This is a genomic window from Paenibacillus shenyangensis, assembly GCF_000346635.1.
In the GTDB taxonomy this organism is placed as follows: domain Bacteria; phylum Bacillota; class Bacilli; order Paenibacillales; family Paenibacillaceae; genus Saccharibacillus; species Saccharibacillus dauci.
Genome location: NZ_AOIG01000003.1, coordinates 13,211 through 33,516, shown reverse-complemented (window position 1 = coordinate 33,516; position 20,306 = coordinate 13,211). Strand labels below are relative to the sequence as shown.

Annotated in this window: 14 protein-coding genes; 10 read left to right on the top strand and 4 right to left on the bottom strand. The window is 48.4% G+C overall.

The features are described from left to right. Positions 1-38: 38 nt before the first annotated feature. Complete coding sequence (locus tag H065_RS0101595; RefSeq protein ID WP_017811253.1) at positions 39-677, bottom strand: 3'-5' exonuclease; 639 nt, start codon at positions 675-677, stop codon at positions 39-41. A 297-nt stretch (positions 678-974) separates the two neighbouring features. Here H065_RS0101595 and H065_RS0101590 point away from each other — a divergent pair, with 297 nt between their 5' ends. After that, entirely contained in the window at positions 975-2,561 is a 1,587-nt protein-coding gene (locus H065_RS0101590; RefSeq protein WP_238557858.1) for an FAD-dependent oxidoreductase, read from the top strand. Positions 2,562-2,738: 177 nt separating this feature from the next. On the opposite strand, the gene H065_RS0101585 is transcribed toward H065_RS0101590, so the two are convergent. Both H065_RS0101585 and H065_RS0101580 read right to left on the bottom strand, forming a co-directional pair. Beyond that, complete coding sequence (locus H065_RS0101585; protein WP_017811251.1) at positions 2,739-3,773, bottom strand: HD-GYP domain-containing protein; 1,035 nt, start codon at positions 3,771-3,773, stop codon at positions 2,739-2,741. Between the two features lie 84 nt (positions 3,774-3,857). Continuing rightward, a complete protein-coding gene (locus H065_RS0101580; protein ID WP_017811250.1) occupies positions 3,858-4,610 on the bottom strand; it encodes a molybdenum cofactor biosynthesis protein in 753 nt (250 codons plus the stop codon). Positions 4,611-4,835: 225 nt separating this feature from the next. On the opposite strand from H065_RS0101580, the gene H065_RS0101575 reads away from it, so the two are divergent. From H065_RS0101575 to H065_RS0101550, 6 genes are all read left to right on the top strand, one after another. Next, a complete protein-coding gene (locus H065_RS0101575) occupies positions 4,836-6,278 on the top strand; it encodes a bifunctional metallophosphatase/5'-nucleotidase (RefSeq protein WP_017811249.1) in 1,443 nt (480 codons plus the stop codon). A 98-nt stretch (positions 6,279-6,376) separates the two neighbouring features. Next, on the top strand, positions 6,377-7,510 hold the full coding sequence (yfkAB, locus tag H065_RS0101570) for a radical SAM/CxCxxxxC motif protein YfkAB (RefSeq protein ID WP_017811248.1): 1,134 nt from the start codon (positions 6,377-6,379) through the stop codon (positions 7,508-7,510). Between the two features lie 89 nt (positions 7,511-7,599). Continuing rightward, positions 7,600-8,964: a hemolysin family protein gene (locus H065_RS0101565; protein ID WP_017811247.1), complete on the top strand. Its 1,365-nt coding sequence runs from the start codon at positions 7,600-7,602 to the stop codon at positions 8,962-8,964. Positions 8,965-9,081: 117 nt separating this feature from the next. Further along, on the top strand, positions 9,082-9,768 hold the full coding sequence (locus H065_RS0101560; protein WP_017811246.1) for an HAD hydrolase-like protein: 687 nt from the start codon (positions 9,082-9,084) through the stop codon (positions 9,766-9,768). Between the two features lie 142 nt (positions 9,769-9,910). Next, entirely contained in the window at positions 9,911-10,258 is a 348-nt protein-coding gene (locus H065_RS0101555; protein ID WP_017811245.1) for a YlbF/YmcA family competence regulator, read from the top strand. 218 nt (positions 10,259-10,476) lie between these two features. Further along, the gene (locus H065_RS0101550; protein ID WP_017811244.1) at positions 10,477-11,817 is read left to right on the top strand and encodes a DRTGG domain-containing protein; all 1,341 of its coding nucleotides are present in this window, start codon (positions 10,477-10,479) and stop codon (positions 11,815-11,817) included. 137 nt (positions 11,818-11,954) lie between these two features. On the opposite strand, the gene H065_RS0101545 is transcribed toward H065_RS0101550, so the two are convergent. Beyond that, complete coding sequence (locus H065_RS0101545) at positions 11,955-13,907, bottom strand: methyl-accepting chemotaxis protein (RefSeq protein ID WP_017811243.1); 1,953 nt, start codon at positions 13,905-13,907, stop codon at positions 11,955-11,957. Positions 13,908-14,132: 225 nt separating this feature from the next. Between H065_RS0101545 and H065_RS0101540 the strand changes: the two genes are divergently transcribed. The 3 genes from H065_RS0101540 to H065_RS0101530 all read left to right on the top strand — a co-directional run bounded on the left by H065_RS0101540 (position 14,133) and on the right by H065_RS0101530 (position 20,156). Then, the gene (locus tag H065_RS0101540) at positions 14,133-17,915 is read left to right on the top strand and encodes a DNA polymerase III subunit alpha (protein ID WP_017811242.1); all 3,783 of its coding nucleotides are present in this window, start codon (positions 14,133-14,135) and stop codon (positions 17,913-17,915) included. Positions 17,916-18,137: 222 nt separating this feature from the next. Beyond that, complete coding sequence (accD, locus tag H065_RS0101535) at positions 18,138-19,037, top strand: acetyl-CoA carboxylase, carboxyltransferase subunit beta (protein ID WP_017811241.1); 900 nt, start codon at positions 18,138-18,140, stop codon at positions 19,035-19,037. Then, positions 19,038-20,156: an acetyl-CoA carboxylase carboxyltransferase subunit alpha gene (locus H065_RS0101530; protein ID WP_017811240.1), complete on the top strand. Its 1,119-nt coding sequence runs from the start codon at positions 19,038-19,040 to the stop codon at positions 20,154-20,156. Positions 20,157-20,306 lie beyond the last annotated feature (150 nt).

The window sequence follows — 20,306 nt, the reverse complement described above, 5'->3', positions numbered from 1 at the left end:
ATGACTATAGTAATTTCCTGTCTGGCTATATTCTCTGTTCAACTGTAATGGCTGAAGTTTTTCCTTTTCCATCCGCCTGGCTTCTTGGTCTTGGAGGCTGATGCAGAGAATGGGGTATAACCACCTGCATACAGCGTACCAGGCTTGTATCCAAGCGCTGCTGACAGTTCCGCCGGAGTTGGCTGCTGCTTATGCTCTAGCAGTTTGACGAGCACCAGTGCAGCGGCACGGGCATCTTCGAGGGCATCATGATGATTAAGTTCAATGCCATAGTAGGCAGCCAGATTGTTCAGACGGTGGGAAGGTAGCTCATTCAGAATCTTTTTGCTGAGCAGATAGGTGCAGTAATATTGAAATGCCGGATAGCCTGTACGGGCAGCATCCAGACTGTGACGCAGTACACTCATATCAAAAGCCGCATTGTGGGCGACTACATGTTTGTTATTCATATAAGGCAGCAGTTCCGGCCACAGTTCACCGAAAGTCGGAGCATCCTGTACCATAGAGGGTGTAATTTTGTGAATACTGATATTCATCGGATCAAAATGCTGCTCCGGATTGATCAGCCATGAACGTTCATCCGTAATCTCGCCGCCGCTGATCTCCACGATACCAATCGAGCAGGCACTGGAGCGACTGGAGTTGGCTGTCTCAAAGTCTATAGTTACAAAATCCATTCTTTTATTCATCCTTTCGGAGTTGGTCACCTGGTATCTATACGAATCATTACAAAACCGTTGTTGACGGGAGGGTATATGCACCTGTAACCTTTGTTAGGGTAGGATAATGAATCAATGCCGAGATACAGCAGCATGTTACTGGTATATTCTGTAGTGATTCACTTTATCTTTGCCGACCTCATGTACTGGCATACGGACAGGTACAATTATTCCCTGAACTATCTATTTTAGTACATAAGTATTCCATATACCAGTCAGTTACAGACAAATTAAATGCAAGGTGGTTAACAGCAATTGAAGAGCAGACGAAGTGAAAAGCATGGCAGAAGAAAACGTAAATCGGTAAGAATCCCAATCATCACGGCAGTAGTGGCACTCATTCTTATCGCAGCAGGAGCAGTATGGTATATGCAGCATCAGGCAATTCGGATTGCTGGACAGGGATCGACCGTTTCCGGGCAGAGTAACAATGAATCCAATACGGTACAAAATGGCAACAATGGAACGAATACAGCCAATGGACAGGCAGATCAAGCAAATGTTCCTGCGCCGTCTGCAGACGAGCATTATGATCTCGTGCTAATTGGGAGCGAAGTAGAGGGGATCCTTATGGCCAAAGCCGCTCATGATGAAGGGCTGAATGTATTGATTCTCGACCCAAGGGAAAAACCGGGCGGGCAGTTGATCCAGGGACAGATGCTTGTACTGGATGAGCCGAACAACAATAAGAAGATCAGCCTGGTGCAGGGTGAGATGAAAAAGCTGTACAATGCCTATAATCATGGTGAAATCCGCAAGGAATCCGATTTTATCAAGTATTATAACAGCCTGATCCAGGATATCCCGCTCAAAAGTGGTATAGATATCAAGCAGATTCAGCAAAAGGAAGAAAATGGACAGTATGCAATCGCCAGCCTGACCTATACGGAAAAGGATGGTGCCGAGCATACGGTGGATGCGCGTTATTTTGTGGAAAATACCGACTATGCAGCGCTATCTTCGCAGCTGCATACTACCCGCATTCCCGGCGTGGAATCGATCTTTGGCGGCGGCGACAAGCCTGAATATATGGCAGCCACTTATATGCTGAAATTCAAAAATGTAGACTGGCTCGCTTTGCACAGTGCTACGCTGAGGGATTATCCACTGTCCAATCTGGAAGCCAAATATGGTACCAATACGTACGTGGATTATGATTTTGGTACTGGCTACAGCAAAGTGACCGACAAATTCAAAATCGCCGATTCCCAGCTCAAGCTGCGCGGTATCAATTCCACCTATCAAAAAGACGGCGAAGTGATTATCAATGCGCTGCTGATCTATGATGTGGACCCTTCCGATCCCGAGTCTGTCCGCACAGCTATTGCCAAAGGCAAAGCCGAAGCACCTCATGTGCTGGAATTCCTGCGTGAAAATATCCCCGGCTACAAAAATGCCGAGTTGAACGGTTATCCGGAATATCTGTATATCCGTGACTATAACCGGTATGAGACCGACTATGTACTGCAATATGAAGATGCGATCAACAGCAAGATGTTCTGGGATGATGTCAGCATTGGCGGATATCCGCTGGATATTCAGGGTACGCGGGAAGTGCCGACCGGCAAAGGTTATGGCAAACCGGATGCTTACGGCATTCCGCTGCGGTCCTTTGAACTCAAAAATTATGACAATGTACTCGTTGCAGGCAAAAATATCGGAGCTTCGATCAAAGCTTATGGTAGTGCCAGAATCACACCAACTACGGCACTTGCAGCAGAAGTTATAGGTATTATTCTGGGGCATGAGAAAGATGGAAAGCGGCTCCGGGATCTGACCGAAGACGATTTCCGTACGATTCATGCATATCTGAAAAAAGATTATCATATTTCGCTGAACTAGAATAACCTGCTGTGATTCATAGACAGATGGCCTTCACTGCTGACGATCCGGTGGTAGAGGTGCAGTAGGCATATAGCCTGCTTAATGAAATAAGACATGTACGAATACATGCAACACAACAAAACGGGTCCTCTTCGGTAGAGAACCCGTTTTTTCGTGACTTTATTTCTTTGATCATCAGATGAAAATTTCTTCGATTTCCAGTGCAGACTGCATAGACAGATCTTTGAATCCCTGCTCCGTCTCAATCAGCGGGCGGAAATAGTCCGTTGGATTGGTCATAATGATTCGCCCGGTCTCGCCGGAATTCAGGCGCACTTTTTTGCCAATCATATTAGGCAGCATATTGCGGATAAAGGTCTGTGCGGCCTCGGCATACAGTTGTCCGAAGCTCATACGATGAATTTCCTTGAGCACACGAAGCAGTTCCTGCTTGGATTGATAAACCCGGTGTGTGGTCATGGCACTGTATATATCTGCAACCGCGGTAATACGTGCGTACGGATGAATATCATCAAGTGTGATACCGTTTGGATAGCCTTTGCCATCTGCCCGTTCGTGATGCTGCAGTGCCACAGTAGCGCTTAGCTCATCTCCGGTCGACTCCATAATAATGTCATAGCCGTATTGAGCATGCTTTTTCATGATTTCATATTCTTCAGGCGTCAGTTTGCCCGGTTTGTTGAGGATTTCGGGCGGGACTTTGGCTTTGCCGACGTCATGCAGATATCCGGCGCGACCGGCAGCGTAGGCTTCCTGTTCCGTATATCCCATCCAGATGGCCAGATAATAAGATAGCATGCCGACTTGAAGGGAGTGTGTGTACGTGTAGTTATTAGTATCGTTGAGTACAAATAGAACGGAGACAACGTCTTTTTGGGTATGAAGTTCATCCATCAGGGGTTCTAGCATTGCATCCACCTGGCTCCCGTCAAATTCGCCACGGGAAGCCGCATTCAGGAACAGATTCTCAAATCCAACCAGTGCGGTATCGAACTGAACCTTTGCTTCTATAAGTGAATGATGGGGTTCATTATCATCGGTAATTACGATTTCTTCAATATCAACATAATCCAGACCATGCTTAAGCAGCTTGCTAATGTCATCAGGTTGGAGAATGTGGCCCTTTTGCATCATATGAATACCGAATGTATTGAACGTATCACTGGAAAGCGTGTCTCCCGGCTTCAAATCTGTAACATGCACTCTCAATATGGGCACCTCCATAATCTAAAAATTTAAACTTATCATAACAGGAAAAAAAGCGTACAACAATCCTGATATAGGTAATTTTACTCAGGATTTAGGTTCTGTGGGGTTCCAGGGACCTGTCTGTGCACCTTTCCATTCTGATCCATCTGCCCAGATTTCCTTTTTCCAGATCGGTACGGTTTCTTTGAGCCGTTCAATGGCAAACCGACTGGCTGCATAGGCATCATCACGATGAGCAGAGGAGACAGCGATAATCACACTTGTCTCTGCAATACCGACACTGCCGATACGATGACTGATCGCACAGCGTGCACCGGACCATGTATTTGCGATATGCTTGCCTATTTTTTGTAGCTGGGATAATGCCATGGGAATATAGGCTTCATATTCCAGGTATACCGTCTGCATTTCACCGGTCATTTCACGAGTCGTACCTATAAAAGCGATCGTTGCCCCGTGATTATTATCGGTAACTTTGGTAATGATTTCTTCTGCTAAGAGGGGAGCACTGGTAATGACATAGAGACCATCAGGGGTTTGTTCGGATGTAGTCGGTCCGGAGCCTCCGGACACGGGAGGGATCAGAGCCAGTTCATCGCTTTCCTTAATAATAGTATCGACAGTTGCATACTCTTGATTAACAGCTGCGAACGAATGACGGATAGAAATTTCGGCATCCGGGTATAATGTAGATAAAATATCTTTGATATGCTGTACAGTAACAGAATTTTTGCCCTCTTCAGAGCCGGTATCCGTGGTTGAAGGTACTTCTACGATAATTTGGGATTCACCAATTTTTTCGGCAAGCCCGGCGAATAATTTAATGGTATACTGCATAAAATAAGCCCTCCATATAGGTATTATTAAAGCCCGGTACAGGCAGGTAATCATAAATGACCTGATTATTATGGACAAAACAGGTTGCTGGAACAATAGATTGTTACAGCCAGCAGACCAGTGATCTTCATCCTTTTAATATACCAGTATTTGCTTGAAATCCAAACGGTTTATTCAATTAGCATTTGATATAGTACACAGAGAAACAAGGAGAGGAACAAAACCATGAATACAGAAACAGCACACGATGTCCTTACCATACTGCATACCAATGATCTACACAGCCATTTTGAAAATATGGGTATCCTCGCAGCCATTGCCGGAGATTATACGGATCAGTTGGGACGTGATCATGTACTGCTCGTTGATATCGGAGATCATATGGACCGTATGTCCCCGGAGACCGAAGGCTCGGAAGGTGGCGCCAATATTGATATTATCAATATGACCGGATATGATGCTGTGACAATTGGCAACAATGAAGGACTTACTTATACATCGCCCATACTGAACCAGGCTTATGCGGGTATTATCTGTCCGGTCGTATGCAGTAATGTAATCGAGCATGAGAGCGGTATACCGCCAGTATGGATGCGAACCCATCAGGTTATCCAAAAAGGTACCTGGAAAATTGGTTTGATTGGTGCGACGGCTCCCTATGGTGATTTCTATGACCTGCTGGGCTGGGATGTCAGCGAGCCGGTCAGCAGTCTGCGTCCATTGATCGATCAGCTGCGCAGTGAAGTTGATCTGCTGGTGATGCTCTCGCATCTGGGACTGTCGGCGGATCAGAAGCTTGCAGAGCAGCTGCCTGAAATTGATGTGATCCTGGGCGGACACAGTCATCATGTACTGGATCGTCCGCTCTGGGTGGGATCAACGGTGCTTGGTGCAGCCGGCAAGTTCGGACAGTATATGGGACAGATGACCTGGCAAAAGGATACACTCGGCGGAAGGGCACATTTACTAGCCGGAGGTCTGATTGCCATTACGGAAAATATGCCGCGTGAAGAAGCGGTGGAAGCGGCCATTGTACTCCATCGACAGCGGGCAGAGGAGCGAATGAGCCGCACGGTAGCGATGTTGGAAGCTCCACTAAAGATTGATTATGAGCGGGAATCACCGCTTGGCAATCTGCTTGCACAGGCGGTACGGCGTTATACCGGTGCAGAGCTGTCGATCGTAAATGCAGGACAGCTGCTGGATGAACTGCCTGCTGGCGAGATTACAGAATCGCTTCTGCATCGTCTGTGTCCATCTCCGATCAATCCGTGCATTACCCTGCTTCGCGGAAGCAGTATTCGACGGGCACTGGAGCAGTCACTGCTGTCCGAATTTACACACAAGGCTATTATGGGTTACGGATTCCGTGGCAAGATTCTGGGTTGTCTTTGTGTGGACGGACTGAAGATTACCTGTGACCTGGCCAGACCGGCTTATCAGCGTATTACCGGTCTGGAAATTAACGGACAGCCGCTGCAGGACGATCAGGAATACAGCGTCGGATCACTCGATATGTTCACTTTCCGGATCGGTTATGATTCACTCAGCGAGAGTGGAGGGGTGACTTACATGCTGTCGGAATTTATCCGTGATCTGCTGCGCAGCGAACTGCAGACGCCGGGAACAGTGCAGTCCTGTGCCGGACCTCGCTGGTTTATGGTATGATAAACAGGACCTTGTATCCATAATTGCATACTGCCCTTATGGCAGCGTTAGGATTATGCGAATTCAGGGTTAATACATGAGATAAGGTGAAGATACAAATGACAGTAATACACAGAAGTGAATGGCCGCTGAAAGAATTATCCCCGAGTTACGACCCGTGGGACCCGCTGCTGTCGCTTCGCCAGTATGGCAAACATACGCTTACCAGTGTAGAGATGACCGTCACCAATTTGTGCAATATGCGCTGTGAGCACTGCGCGGTAGGTGATTCGCTGGTGATGCGTGAGCCGGACATGATTCCGCTGCCGCTGATGCTGAAGCGGCTGGATGAGGTAGAGAACCTCCAGACGATCAGTATTACCGGAGGAGAGCCTACATTCCGCAAGCAAACTGTGGATGAAGTCATTGTGCCTTTGCTTCGATATGCGCGTGAGCGTGGGATCCGTTCACAGATCAACTCCAATCTGACGCTGGATATTGGCCGCTATGAGAAACTGCTGCCGTATCTGGATGTAATGCATATTTCGTTTAACTACACATCACCCGATGACTTCCACGAGGTGGGATTTGCCAATAGCGGACATCCGGTTCCGCGTGAGGCAGCTGTACGCATGTACGACAAAATGATGGAGAATACCCGTCGGCTGAGTGAAGCAGGCATGTTTATTTCCGCAGAATCCATGATTAACTATCGAACACATCGCAAACTGCCCGAGATTCATCGTATTATTGGTGAAATGGGCTGCAAGCGTCATGAAGTGCATCCGATGTATGCGGCTGATTTTGCAGCAAGCCTGCCGGTCCTGTCTCTGGGCGATTTCCGTGCAGCGATTCATGATCTGCTGGATCACCGGGATCAGGACATGTGGATGCTGTTTGGTACGCTGCCGTTCTTCAGTTGTAATCCGGATACTGCTGATCGTGAACTGGTATCCCGTTTGTATCGTGAACGGAATGTAACGGTGCGCAATGATCCGGATGGACGTAACCGGGTCAATGTGAATATGTTTACCGGTGACGTATTTGTAACGGATTTTGCTGCGATTCCTGCTTTTGGCAATATTCATAATCGTAAGCTGGATGATGTGTTCGGCGAGTGGAGCAATAATCATCCACTGAATCAGCAAGTGAACTGTCATTGTGATGCGGCAGCCTGCTGCGGACCGAATCTGCTTGTAGCGGATATGTATTACAAAGACACGGATTTCAAATCACGCAAGGCGTTGTTGTAAAACTGCCATATGCCGGTGATGTGAAACTTCTCTCTTAGGTTAGACGACCCGGCGAAGGTACCATATATCCGAGAAAAGGGGCGTTCCGGTTGGGGCATGAGTTTGACTTAGGCACTTTATTGCTTAATTTGGCACTGGTATTTGTGCTTGTATTTTTGAATGGATTCTTTGTGGCGGCGGAGTTCTCACTCGTCAAAGTGAGACATTCACGCCTGACCCAGCTGCAAAGTGAAGGGAATCGTCTGGCAGGATATGCACTCAAGGTAAACAGCAAACTGGATGCTTATCTGTCGGCGACCCAGTTCGGGATTACCCTGGCTTCTCTGGGGCTCGGTTGGATCGGGGAGCCTGCCATTTCGGAGCTGCTCGTTGAACCGATCATGTACAAGCTGGGATTTGGTGATCCGACTATTATTGCGACGGTGTCGGTCGTTATCGGATTTGCCGTTATTACATTTCTCCATATCGTACTGGGCGAGCTGGCCCCCAAGTCACTGGCGATTCAGCGCACGGATGGCGTGTCTCTGGCGTTATCAGGACCTCTGTTATTCTTTTACCGGGTATTTTTCCCATTCATCTGGTTACTCAATATGGCTGCCAACGCGGTACTGCGCCTGGTAGGAATTGAGCCCGCGAGTGAAGCGGATGGGGCACACTCGGAAGAAGAAATTCGTATTCTGATGAATCAGAGTGCCAAAAGTGGCGTGATGGACGAAGGCGAGATTGAGCTGGTTAACAATATTTTTGAATTTTCCGATCGACTGGCTCGTGAAGTCATGCTTCCCCGTACGGATATGACCTGTCTTTATGCCAACTTGTCCCGGGAAGAGAACCTGGCGATTATCAATGATACCAAGCATTCACGCTATCCGGTAGCGGTGGAAGACAAGGACAGAATTATCGGATTCGTACATATTACGGATGTTCTGCTGTCTCCGGTAAATCAGCCTTATGATCTGGCTGCGCTTGCCCGTCCTATTCTGAATGTACCGGAATCGATGGAAATCAGTCATGTGCTGCAGCTGATGCAGAAAAATCACGCCCAGCTTACATTGGTTGTGGATGAGTACGGTGGAACCGCCGGATTGCTCACTGCTGAAGAGATTCTGGAAGAAATCGTCGGTGATCTATATGATGAATTCGAGGATGAGCGACCGGAGATGGAGATGGTAGGAGATATTATTTCCGTGGATGGCCGGATGCTGATCGAGGATGTAAACGAATTGGCCGGAGTAGAGATCGATGATGACGAAGTCGATTCAATTGGCGGCTGGATGTTCAAGGAACTTGAAGGTGTGCCGGAAGTAGGCAAGACCGTCGAAGTGGATGGAGTCGTATTCGAAGTCGCAGAATCGGAACGTCTGCGCATTATGCGGGTTCATGTCCATCCTCTTCCCAAGGAAGAAAATGCAGATGCTGAGGAAAATCATCAGGACAAGAATTCCCATTCCTAAATAACAAATATAAGCAGTACCATAACGGCAGCCGCAAGGTGGAGGTGCACGATTCAATCAGCATAATCCCAATTGCGGCTGCCGTTAAATTTACATATAAACAAGGAGTGCTGGATGATGACGGATAGAACTGTACTGAACAAGCCGCAAGCGATGATGTTTGATATGGATGGAACACTGTTCGAGACGGAGACCGTACTGCTGCCTGCCTATCACAATACATTCGAGATTCTGCGTGAAGAAGGACTGTATCATGGAGAAACGCCACCGGACGAGATTATTCTAAGCTGTCTGGGCATGCTGCTGGAAGATATCTGGGCTCGTGTGATTCCGGGTGCCGAGTCGCGTACAGTTGCCAGAGCGAACCAGTTGCTGCTGGATCTTCAGGTTGATGGCATGAAAGCCGGTATATCCCGTCTGTATCCGCAGGTTATGGAGACACTGACCTATTTGCACGATCATGGCGTGCGTCTGTTTATTGCCAGCAACGGTCTGGAAGGTTATGTAAAAGGAATTGTAGAGGTACATCAGATGGGTTCCCTGTTGGAAGGGGTATACAGTGCAGGCGAATATCAGACCGCATCCAAAGTAGATCTGGTCCGGCTGCTGCTCGATACTCATGATATTACCTCTGCCTGGATGGTCGGTGATCGTTCTTCGGATGTAGAAGCAGGCCTTAAGAATGGACAAACCGTGATTGGCTGCAATTATGCAGATTTTGGTGATACGAGTGAGCTGGATGGATCGGATGTCACTATTACTTCATTTGATCAGCTGCGTCATCTGTATGATGAAGCACAGTAGAATGATCGAAACCACACATTTTACATCAGAGCTCAAATCAGTTACCCTGTATAGGACGTGTTAAAATAGTGCTGCCGTACAGGACATCTCCTGATTGGCAGACAGGAAATACAATACTGATTGGGAAAGTGGGAAATTGACAATGAATATTTACGATAAGGCACATGAACTATCCACAGCTATTCGCGATAGCAAAGAAGTATCTGATATTACAGCTGCTCTGAAATTGATCGAAAGCGATCCAGAAAGCCAGCGTATGCTGGATGACTTCCGTACGCGTCAGATGGAAGTACAGCAGCGCATGATGTCCGGCGATATGCCGAACCCGGAAGAGATGGAGCAAATGGAGAAACTGTTCGAGGTGCTGAACCTGAACCTGAATATCCGCCGCCTGTTCGATGCCGAGCAGCGTCTAAGCACCATCATTGAAGATATCAACAAAATTATCACGGACAGCCTGAGCCATCTGTATGGCGGAGCTGCTGAATAATCTGTTGTAATCTGTCGACATATAAAGGTATAACAGAAGTCTGATGAGAGCTTGCGGCGCTGTAACCAATGCTTGATGGCGACGTGAATTCATCAGACAATCGATCAAGAAAACAAAAGCGGCGAGCGTCATCTCCCATAAGTACATGGTGAGATACGCTCGTTTTTTGTGCTATAATAAATGCACATTGATACAGATGCTGGAAGGTGGTGTTACAGTTGCAGGAACATGAGGAATCGATTACAAAGCACGAACAACTTTTGCAGCATATTGAGAAGCTCAAAATCGGGTCCAAAATCTCTGTCCGCAAGCTGGCCCGGCAGATGGGTGTAAGCGAAGGTACCGCCTATCGTGCGGTTAAGGAAGCGGAGAATATGGGGATCGTAGTAACCCGCGAACGGATTGGCACGGTACGGATCGAGAAACGTCCACGGGGAATCTCTGATCAGTTGACTTTTGCCGATGTGGCAGAGATTGTAGAGGGCAAAGTGCTGGGCGGCGGCAGCGGTCTGGACAAAACGCTGGTTAAATATGCGATTGGTGCAATGAAGATGGACGCGATGATGCGTTACGTGGAAGCAGGCAGCCTGCTGATCGTCGGTAACCGTGAGGATGCTCATTCTCTTGCACTGGAACACGGAGCAGCCGTACTGATAACGGGCGGATTTGGCACCAGCCTGGAGGTCAAGGCGCTTGCGGATGAACGGGGACTGCCCATCATTTCTTCTCGCCATGATACATTTACAGTGGCTTCCATGATTAACCGGGCACTGTTTGACCGGATGATCAAAAAGAAGATCATGCTTGTTGAGGATATTATTGCAGGCAAGCCCAAGCCTGGTGTGCTCAAGGCTTCCAGCATGGCAACTGATTTTTACGAAGTGGCGGAGAAGACCGGATACTTGCGTCTCGCCGTCGTGGATGAATGGAATCGGGTGATCGGGATTGTCGGACGCAAGGAAATCGAGGAGCTGGAGGGTGATCAGCCCATTGAAAAAGTGCTGATACGCAGACCGATAACGGCAACGCTACAGACTTCACTGGCTTCGGCAGCCCAGACGATGATGTGGGAAGGCATTGACTTCCTGCCTATCGTGGACCGTAACCGTAAACTGATCGGTACCGTCACCCGGCGTGAAGTGCTGCAGGCTATGCGGGATGCCCAGCTTGAGCCGCAGGCAGGTAACGTGGAGACATTTGATCATCTGATCTGGAATGGTTTTGCCGAAGAGCGGGATGAAGACGGAGGTATTGTCTATCATGGATTTATTACGCCGCAGATGGCGACAGACCTTGGTAATATTTCCGAAGGCATTCTGATCTCGGTCATGATCCAGGCGGCGATCCGCACTGCACGGTTGCTGAGTGGCCATGATTATGTAATTGATAATATTTCGACTTACTTCTTGCGCCCGGTGCAGATCGAGGATGCGATTGTGATCCGTCCAATTGTGCTGGAATCGAGCCGGCGTACCTACAAGCTGGAGATTGAGATCATTTATGAAAATATGCCTGTCTCCAAATCGGTGCTGACACTGCAGTCTATCGATCACGGATAAAAAAGCTGTGCGGAATAGAGATCCGCACAGCTTTTTTATATCCATAGGGTCGTTTTCTTGTAAATAGTGTGGGCAGTTATAACGTTGTTTGACTGGAATAGAATGTATGATTCCTGCAAATATTTATAGCCATGTCATTACACTTTGAACTTCTCAACCATAACTTTGAGTTCCTGAGCGACATTGGATAACACCGCAGAAGAAGCAGCAATTTCTTCCATAGTGGCAAGTTGCTGCTCGGTAGCAGCAGATACAGATTCAATCTCGCCTACAGAAGTGCTGGTGATATCAGACATCTGGTTAACCGACTGGATCACCTGTTGGGTACCGCTGGACAGATTGGATGAAGCAGAGGAGACGCTTTGAATACTCTGCGCGACTTCCTGTACATACTGGCGAATCAATCCAAAAGATTGACCGGCGGTATCTACTGCCTGGATACTTTGCTCGACTTCCTGGGAGCCTGCTTCTGTTTTGTTGACAACGGTATGAATTTCTTTTTGGATGCTGTCGATCAGGTTGCTGATCTGACTAGCCGAAGTGGAAGCTTCGTCTGCCAGATTGCTGATTTCTTTGGCGACCACGCTGAATCCTTTGCCATGTTCACCTGCACGAGCGGCTTCGATACCTGCATTCAGGGATAACAGATTGGTCTGTTTGGCAATCTGGGCAATAACACTGACAATTTGATTGATAGTCTGGGAATTTTTATCCAGATTACCTACCGAACCGGATAGTTCGCCAAAAATGGATTTCAGTTTGGTGATTTCATGACCGGCAGCCCGGAGCGCTTCGTCTCCTTCCGTGACTTTGGTAGAAGTCAGGACAGCCGTAGATGCGACTTCCTGGGCGCTACCGGCGATATTCTGTATTCCATCAGCCATCTGATGAACCGTGGAAGAAGTATAATTCACATGTTCGGCCTGTCGATCAGAACCGGCTGCCATTTCCTGAATGGACTCGGCAATATGCTGAGAGGCATAAGAGGTCTCGCCAGCGCTCGCTGTGAGTTCTTCGGAAGAAGAGGCCAGATGAAGAGAAGTATCCTTGAGATGAGAGACGATATCCCGCAAATTACCGGTCATCTGTGCGAGTGCATCGGACAGGGCCCCCACTTCATTTTTGGAGCGGATAGTCCAGGTAGATGTCAGATCGCCATCTGCTACAGCACGGGTGACTTCTACCAGCTGCATAATCGGACGTGTCAGACGGGTAGAGAAAATATATCCGGCAGCAATAGCAACCAGTAGTGAAACAGCAAGAATAATAATGCTGTTATAGAGCAGGGTATAATAGTCTTCCATGATGAGGTTATATGACTTTTCACTGAAGACCGTCCAGCCAGTTACCGGATCAGGTACATAAGAAACGAGCTTCTTATCATTTCCTTCTCCATAGGTTAGAGTGCCTGATTGACCGGCAGCGCCCTGTTGAAAGGATGGAGTGGATTTGATATCTGTATCAAGCGAAGCGGCGACAGGATGAGCCAGAATAACTCCTGTACGATCAGCGATGTAAGCTGTCTGTCCATTAATGGAAAATTCCTTGGCGTAGGTGCTCATGCTGTCGAGTGGCAGCGAACACTGAATCATACCTGTCAATGTATTAGTGTTATCAAAAACAGGATAAACGATATTAATGATTTTTTTGCCAGTGGATTTACTCACGAGGACATCGGAGACGACCTGCTTTTGGGTGGAGATCAGCTGTTTGAAATAATCACGGTCGCTGACATTATCAAGATCGGCATCGGTATTTTTGGCGAGCTGCTGGCCATCCTTATTGCTGAATACGATGGTTTGCAGCTCCGGATGCAGTTGGGAAGTCTGGACGAGCAGGTTTTTGACCTGTGGTAATTGAGCGGGAGTGAATTCCTTGAATTCCGGATTGGTGGCAAGCTGCTGCAGCATAGCGAGTTCCGTATTTACCAGTGTTTGCGCTTTCTGAAGTACCAGTTCAACATTCTGCTCATTCATGTTGTACGCATCTTTTTGAATTTTGTGGGTAGTGCTGATCAGACTGAATGCACCGAATACAATCATTGGGATGATCGTTATCAGACACATCATCAGGATTAACTGCTTTTTCATAAATTCATATCCCCTGTCTATTTAATCAATAGTGATTATTATTCTGAATGATAGATTTATCGGTGACCTGATCGGGGAAGTTTAGAAAAGAATAGTAACCTCTGTTCATCGCATTCATTTTTTTGCAAACTCTGACGGTCTATAGGCTGAATATGATAAAATAGTATAGATGAGAGTATAGATTCATCAGTTGTCTGATATTACACAAGGAAAGCAGGGAAGCGTATGACCCCATTTGTACATTTGCATGTGCATAGTGAATACAGTCTGCTGGACGGGGCTGCGCGTATCCAGGATCTGGTCGCCAGTGCAGCGGCAGCAGGAATGACTTCGCTGGCATTGACGGATCATGGCGTAATGTACGGTGCCATCCCGTTCTACAAAGCATGCCTGCAGCATGGTATTAAGCCGATTATTGGCTGCGAGGCGTATTACACGGCCGGATCACGCAAGGAAAAGGCAGCACGCAAAGACCAGCCGATTCACCACTTGTTACTGCTGGCCAAAAATGAAACAGGCTACCGGAATCTGATGAAGCTCTGCTCTGTCGGCCATCTGGAAGGTTTTCACTATAAACCGCGTATTGATGCGGAAGCACTGCAGCAGTATCACGAAGGCATTATTTGTCTCAGCGCCTGTCTGGGCGGGGAGATTCCGCAGCATCTGCTGCATGGACAGCTGGACGAAGCGAGAAAGGCAGCTTTGCGTTACCAGCAGATTTTTGGAGAAGACTTCTATATCGAACTGCAGGATCATGGTCTGGCCGAACAGAAAAAGGTCACGCCACTGCTGATCGAATTGGCACGCGAACTGAGTATACCGCTTGTTGCGACCAATGATGTGCATTATCTGACCGAAGAGGATGCCAAGACGCAGGATGTGCTGATCTGTATCGGAACCGGCAAGACGGTAGAAGATGAGAGCCGTCTGCGTATTCCGACCAATCAGCTTTATCTCAAAAATGAAGAGCAAATGGAAGCTCTGTTCCGCTATGTACCGGAAGCGATCGATAATACTACTGTTATTGCAGATAAATGCCATTTGGAGCTTACCTTTGGTACTTCGCTGCTGCCTGCCTATCATCCGCTGCCGGAAGGCATGAATGCAGGAACTTATCTGGCTCAGCTGTGTCAGGAAGGGCTAGTACAACGCTACGAAGGAACCGAGCTATGGAATGATCCCGAGGAGCGCCGAGTGCTGGATGAACGGCTCGCTTATGAACTCTCGGTTATTGGCAATATGGGATTTGACGATTACTTCCTGATTGTATGGGATTTCATGAATTATGCTCATCGCCAGGGAATCGCTACCGGACCGGGGCGGGGATCGTCTGCCGGCAGTCTGGTTGCTTATGTGCTGCAAATTACGAATGTAGATCCGATTCGATACAAGCTGTTGTTTGAGCGTTTTCTGAATCCGGCACGTGTATCCATGCCTGATATCGATATTGATTTCAGCGATCTGCGCCGGGATGAAATGATTGATTATGTGGTGGAGAAATATGGTCGTGACCGGGTTGCGCAGATTATTACCTTTGGTACACTGGCTGCGCGGGCTGCGGTACGCGATGTAGGACGGGCACTGAATGTACCTTATGCCGATACCGACAAAGCAGCCAAGCTGATTCCGGCACAGATTGGTGTAACGATTCAGCGTGCACTTGATCAGGTACCGGAATTGAAAGAAAGATACGTCAAATCCGCACCTGTGCGCGAGATGATCGATACCGCACTCAAGGTCGAAGGTATGCCGCGTCATGCGTCTACACACGCGGCAGGCGTTGTTATTTCCAGTGGTCCATTGACCGATGTCGTTCCTCTGCAGGAAGGCAGTGAGCATGCGGTGCTGACACAATACACGATGGAAAATCTGGAAGCTATCGGTATGCTCAAAATGGACTTCCTGGGTCTGCGAACGCTATCCATTATTGAGCGTTGTCTGGAGTGGGTGGAAGAGCAAACGGGTGAGAAGATTGACTTTGACCGGATTCCATTCGATGATCCCGATACCTATCAGATGCTTAGCCAGGGCGATACCATGGGGGTATTTCAATTGGAATCCCCGGGTATCCGCAGAGTACTGCGTGATCTGAAGCCAAGTGAATTTGAAGATATTGTCTCGGTCAATGCGCTGTATCGTCCGGGTCCGATGGATTTTATTCCACGTTACATTGAGGCCAAACACGGCCGTTCTGTACCGGAATATCCACATAATGACCTGAAGCCGATCCTGCAGGATACGTACGGCATTATCGTCTATCAGGAACAGATTATGCAGATTGCTTCCACAATGGCAGGATTTTCGCTGGGGGAAGCGGATTTACTGCGGCGAGCCGTATCCAAGAAAAAGCGGGAAGTGCTCGATCAGGAACGAGAACACTTTGTACAGGGCAGTCTGCAGCAAGGATATACCGAGCAGGATGCCAATACGGTCTATGACATGATCGTGCGTTTTGCCGATTATGGATTCCCGCGGGCACATGCCACGGCTTATGGTGTGCTGGCTTTCCAGACCGCCTATCTCAAAGCTCATTATCCGGTGCAATTTATTGCTTCCATGCTGACGGCAGTAATGGGAACGCATCGTAAAGTAGCCGAATATGTACTGGAATGCCAGCGTGTCGGTGTCGAAGTGCTACCGCCAGATGTGAACACGAGCGGAATTACCTTCACACCAGTTCTGGAAGATTTGGCTTTACCACATCAGTCAGGGGAGAATCCTGCTGAAGATGTGACGGGACATGCGCAGCTATCCCAGGAAAATTCGGATAGCAACCTGGATAAAGTAGAAGCTAATTCGACTGGTGAGCAAGCAGCGGAAACAGCACAAATCACCGGACATATCCGCTTTGGACTCGGCGCGGTCAAAAATGTCGGTACCCAGGCCATTAACAGCATTATCAAGGAACGTGCAGAACGTCCATTTGATAGTCTGGTTGATTTCTGTCGCCGTGTAGACCCAAAAGCCTGCAACAAGCGGGTAATCGAATCCCTGATCCAGGCCGGAGCATTTGACACGTTGCCAGGACATCGCGCCCAGCTGCTGCAGATGCTGGATGAGACGATCAAGGAAGCGGCGAAATGGCGCAAGGAACGCGAGGAACTGCAGATCGAGATGTTCGATTTCGATCTTGGAGAGAAACCTAACTGGGAAGTCTCTTACCCGGATATTCCGCCATTTACAGCCGGAGAGCAGCTGGAGTTCGAGCGCGAGCTGCTGGGTCTGTATTTGTCTGGTCATCCGCTGGATGATTATGAGCGGGTGATTGAAGAGTCCGGCCTGTCACGACTGATGAATCTGCATGAAGCCGAGGATGACAGTATGGTGGCGGTCGCAGGAATGGTTGTTTCACTCAAAGCGATCACAACCAAACAGGGTAAATCCATGGCCTTTATGGAAATGGAAGACCAGATCGAGAAATGCGAAGTGGTCATGTTCCCCGAAGTATGGCGCAAATATAATGAGCTTGTGGACAAAGGGGTACTGCTCGTCATTCGAGGGAGACTCCAGAAACAGGAAGAAGAAGGATTCAAACTGCTTGCCGAGGAAGCTGTACCATTGACACCGGCAGCAGCCGGAGAAATGGCAGAGAAAGCTCGCCAGCGGCGCAGCAAAACTTCTACAGGTGCTCCAGCAGCACGCCGTCCGTCACCGGTAGCGAAAAGCAAGACACAGCCGGCAGCAGCAGGAAAGGCATCTTCCACTGTGGCATCGACTTCTTCGGCGCCAGCTTCTTCGAGCGGCAAAGCGGCTGCTGAGCAGGACAATGCAGGCAAACCAAGCCAAACCGTATATATCAAAATTACTCGTGAAGCCCAGCAGGCAGGGCGACTGGAACAGCTCAAGCAGCTGCTTTCCAGTCATCCAGGTCAGCTTGGCACCGTACTTTTTTACGAGGAAAGTCAAAAACTGCTGGATCTGAGCGACAGCTACCGGATCAAACCGTCGCCTGCACTGTTCAAGGAAATGGAACAAATGCTTGGCGAAGGGACAGTAAAAGTCAAGTGAAAAAGCACCCTGCGGTCCACCGGTTATGATCGACCGGTGGATTGATTTATTGTCTATGCTCTTTGTTACGGCAAAAAAATGTGGTATGGTATCATTATCCCATGATGTGGGCTTAAGTATGCCTATTTTTTGTAATCACTAAGTCCAGCTTGTGTTCGTTATAAATAATGATGATTTATTCAATAAGCAGGGGAATAAGTATACGTCTGAAGAGGTGTAGTTGTGTTTAGAGATTTATTCCAGAAGAAGAAAAAATATGCGACCATTCCTTCACAGCGCTGGAGCAATGAGTCCGCATCAGATGAGCCGTCGCAGGAACGCCCAAAACGGGAAATTCCGGAAGGGCTGATGAACAAGTGCAGCAAATGTGGCACGATTCATTACAGCAAAGAACTGGAAAAGAACCTGAAAGTATGCAGCAATTGCGGCTATCATATGCGCCTGAATGCGATTGAACGAATCGTTATGACGGTGGATGAAGGTCAGTTTACGGAGATGGATGCCGGTATGGAATCTATTGATCCGCTGAACTTCCCGGGTTATGCCAAAAAGCTGGAGCAGCAAAAAATGAACTCCGGCCTGCGTGATGCCGTGATTACAGGCGAAGGCGTGATCGAAGGGCATCGTGCGATGCTCGCGGTGATGAGCTTTGACTTTTTCAGCGGTAGTATGGGTTCGGTTGTCGGGGAGAAAATCACCCGTGCGATCGAAGCAGCGGATGAGCGCAATCTGCCGCTGATCATGTTCTCCACATCCGGCGGTGCCCGTATGCAGGAGAGTATTATCAGTCTGATGCAGATGGCCAAGACGAGTGCGGCACTGTCGCGCTTCCAGGATAACGGCGGTCTGTACATATCCGTCATCACAGATCCGACGATGGGCGGAGTATCTGCGAGCTTTGCGACACTGGGCGATGTGATTATCGCTGAACCAGGTGCGCTGTTTGGGTTCGCCGGACGTATCGTTATTGAACAGACGATCCGTCAGAAGCTGCCTGATAATTTCCAGACAGCCGAGTTCAACCTGGAGCATGGACAGCTGGATATGGTTGTTCATCGCAAAGACATGAAGACTATGTTGTCCGATCTATTGGACTATCATAGCGGGAAAGGGGGATTTTAAGTGGCAGGAGAGATGCCTTTTGAAATGCCTCTCGTTGAATTGCGCAAAAAGATCGACGAGCTGAAGCAGTTCGGTCAGGAAAAAGGAATCGATTTCGCTGATGAAATCAACCGTCTGGAAGAGCGTTACCGCCAGATGGAGAGCGAGATCTATACACATATCAGCCCGGCGCAGAAAATGCATCTGGCCCGGAATCAGCAGCGTCCTACGACGCTGGAGCTGATTCCGCTCATTTTTACAGACTTTATCGAACTGCATGGTGATCGCATGTTCGGTGATGATCTGGCAATCGTTGGAGGACTTGCACGTCTGGAAGGCCAGCCGGTCACGGTTATCGGTCATCAGCGCGGTAAGGATACCAAGGATAATATCGCGCGCTTCTTTGGTAGTCCTCACCCCGAAGGCTACCGTAAATCGATCCGTCTGATGAAGCAGGCTGAGAAATTTGGACGTCCAATTGTGACATTTATTGATACCAAGGGTGCGTATCCGGGTAATACAGCAGAAGAGCGCGGTCAGTCTGAAGCAATCGCCCGCAGCCTGTGGGAGATGGCCAGATTGCGTGTGCCTGTCATCTGCGTAGTCATTGGCGAAGGCGGAAGCGGTGGTGCGCTGGCGATCGGTGTAGGCAACCGTGTACTCATGATGGAAAATGCTATTTATTCGGCGATTTCACCGAATGGTGCAGCCTCCATCCTGTGGAAAGATGCATCCAAAGCCGATCAGGCTGCCGAAGCGATGAAAATCACGGCAGATGATCTGCTGCAAATGGAAATCATCGAAGGGATTGTTCCCGAGCCTCGTGGTGGTGCCCATAAGGATTACGAAGCAACTGGAGCCGCTCTCAAGGAGCATCTGCTGATTCATTTGCAGGAATTGTCCGGCATGGACGGCGATGCACTGGTCGAACAGCGTTATCAGAAATTCCGCAAGATCGGTGAATTTGCGGAAAAACGGGTAAGCAGCAATGTCTTTGGAAGTTCAAGCGAGAGCGAACAGGGAAAAGTCGAGAAGGCAGCAGATGAGTCCATGCAGCCGATAGATCATACGATCAAACATCTTTCTTCATTGGCAGAACAGCCGGGAGATGAGGATGCTCCGCGCACTCCACATCATTAATTCGGAATGTTTCCGGCGGAATTTATATGTAATTTACAAGAGTAACGTATAATTTACTACAGAGTCTCGAAGATAGCTTATGAAGATTCCGGAGCTTCCGCCGACCGGCTTCTTCAACAAGCTGTATACAAAAGCGAGAATTTGTAGTAA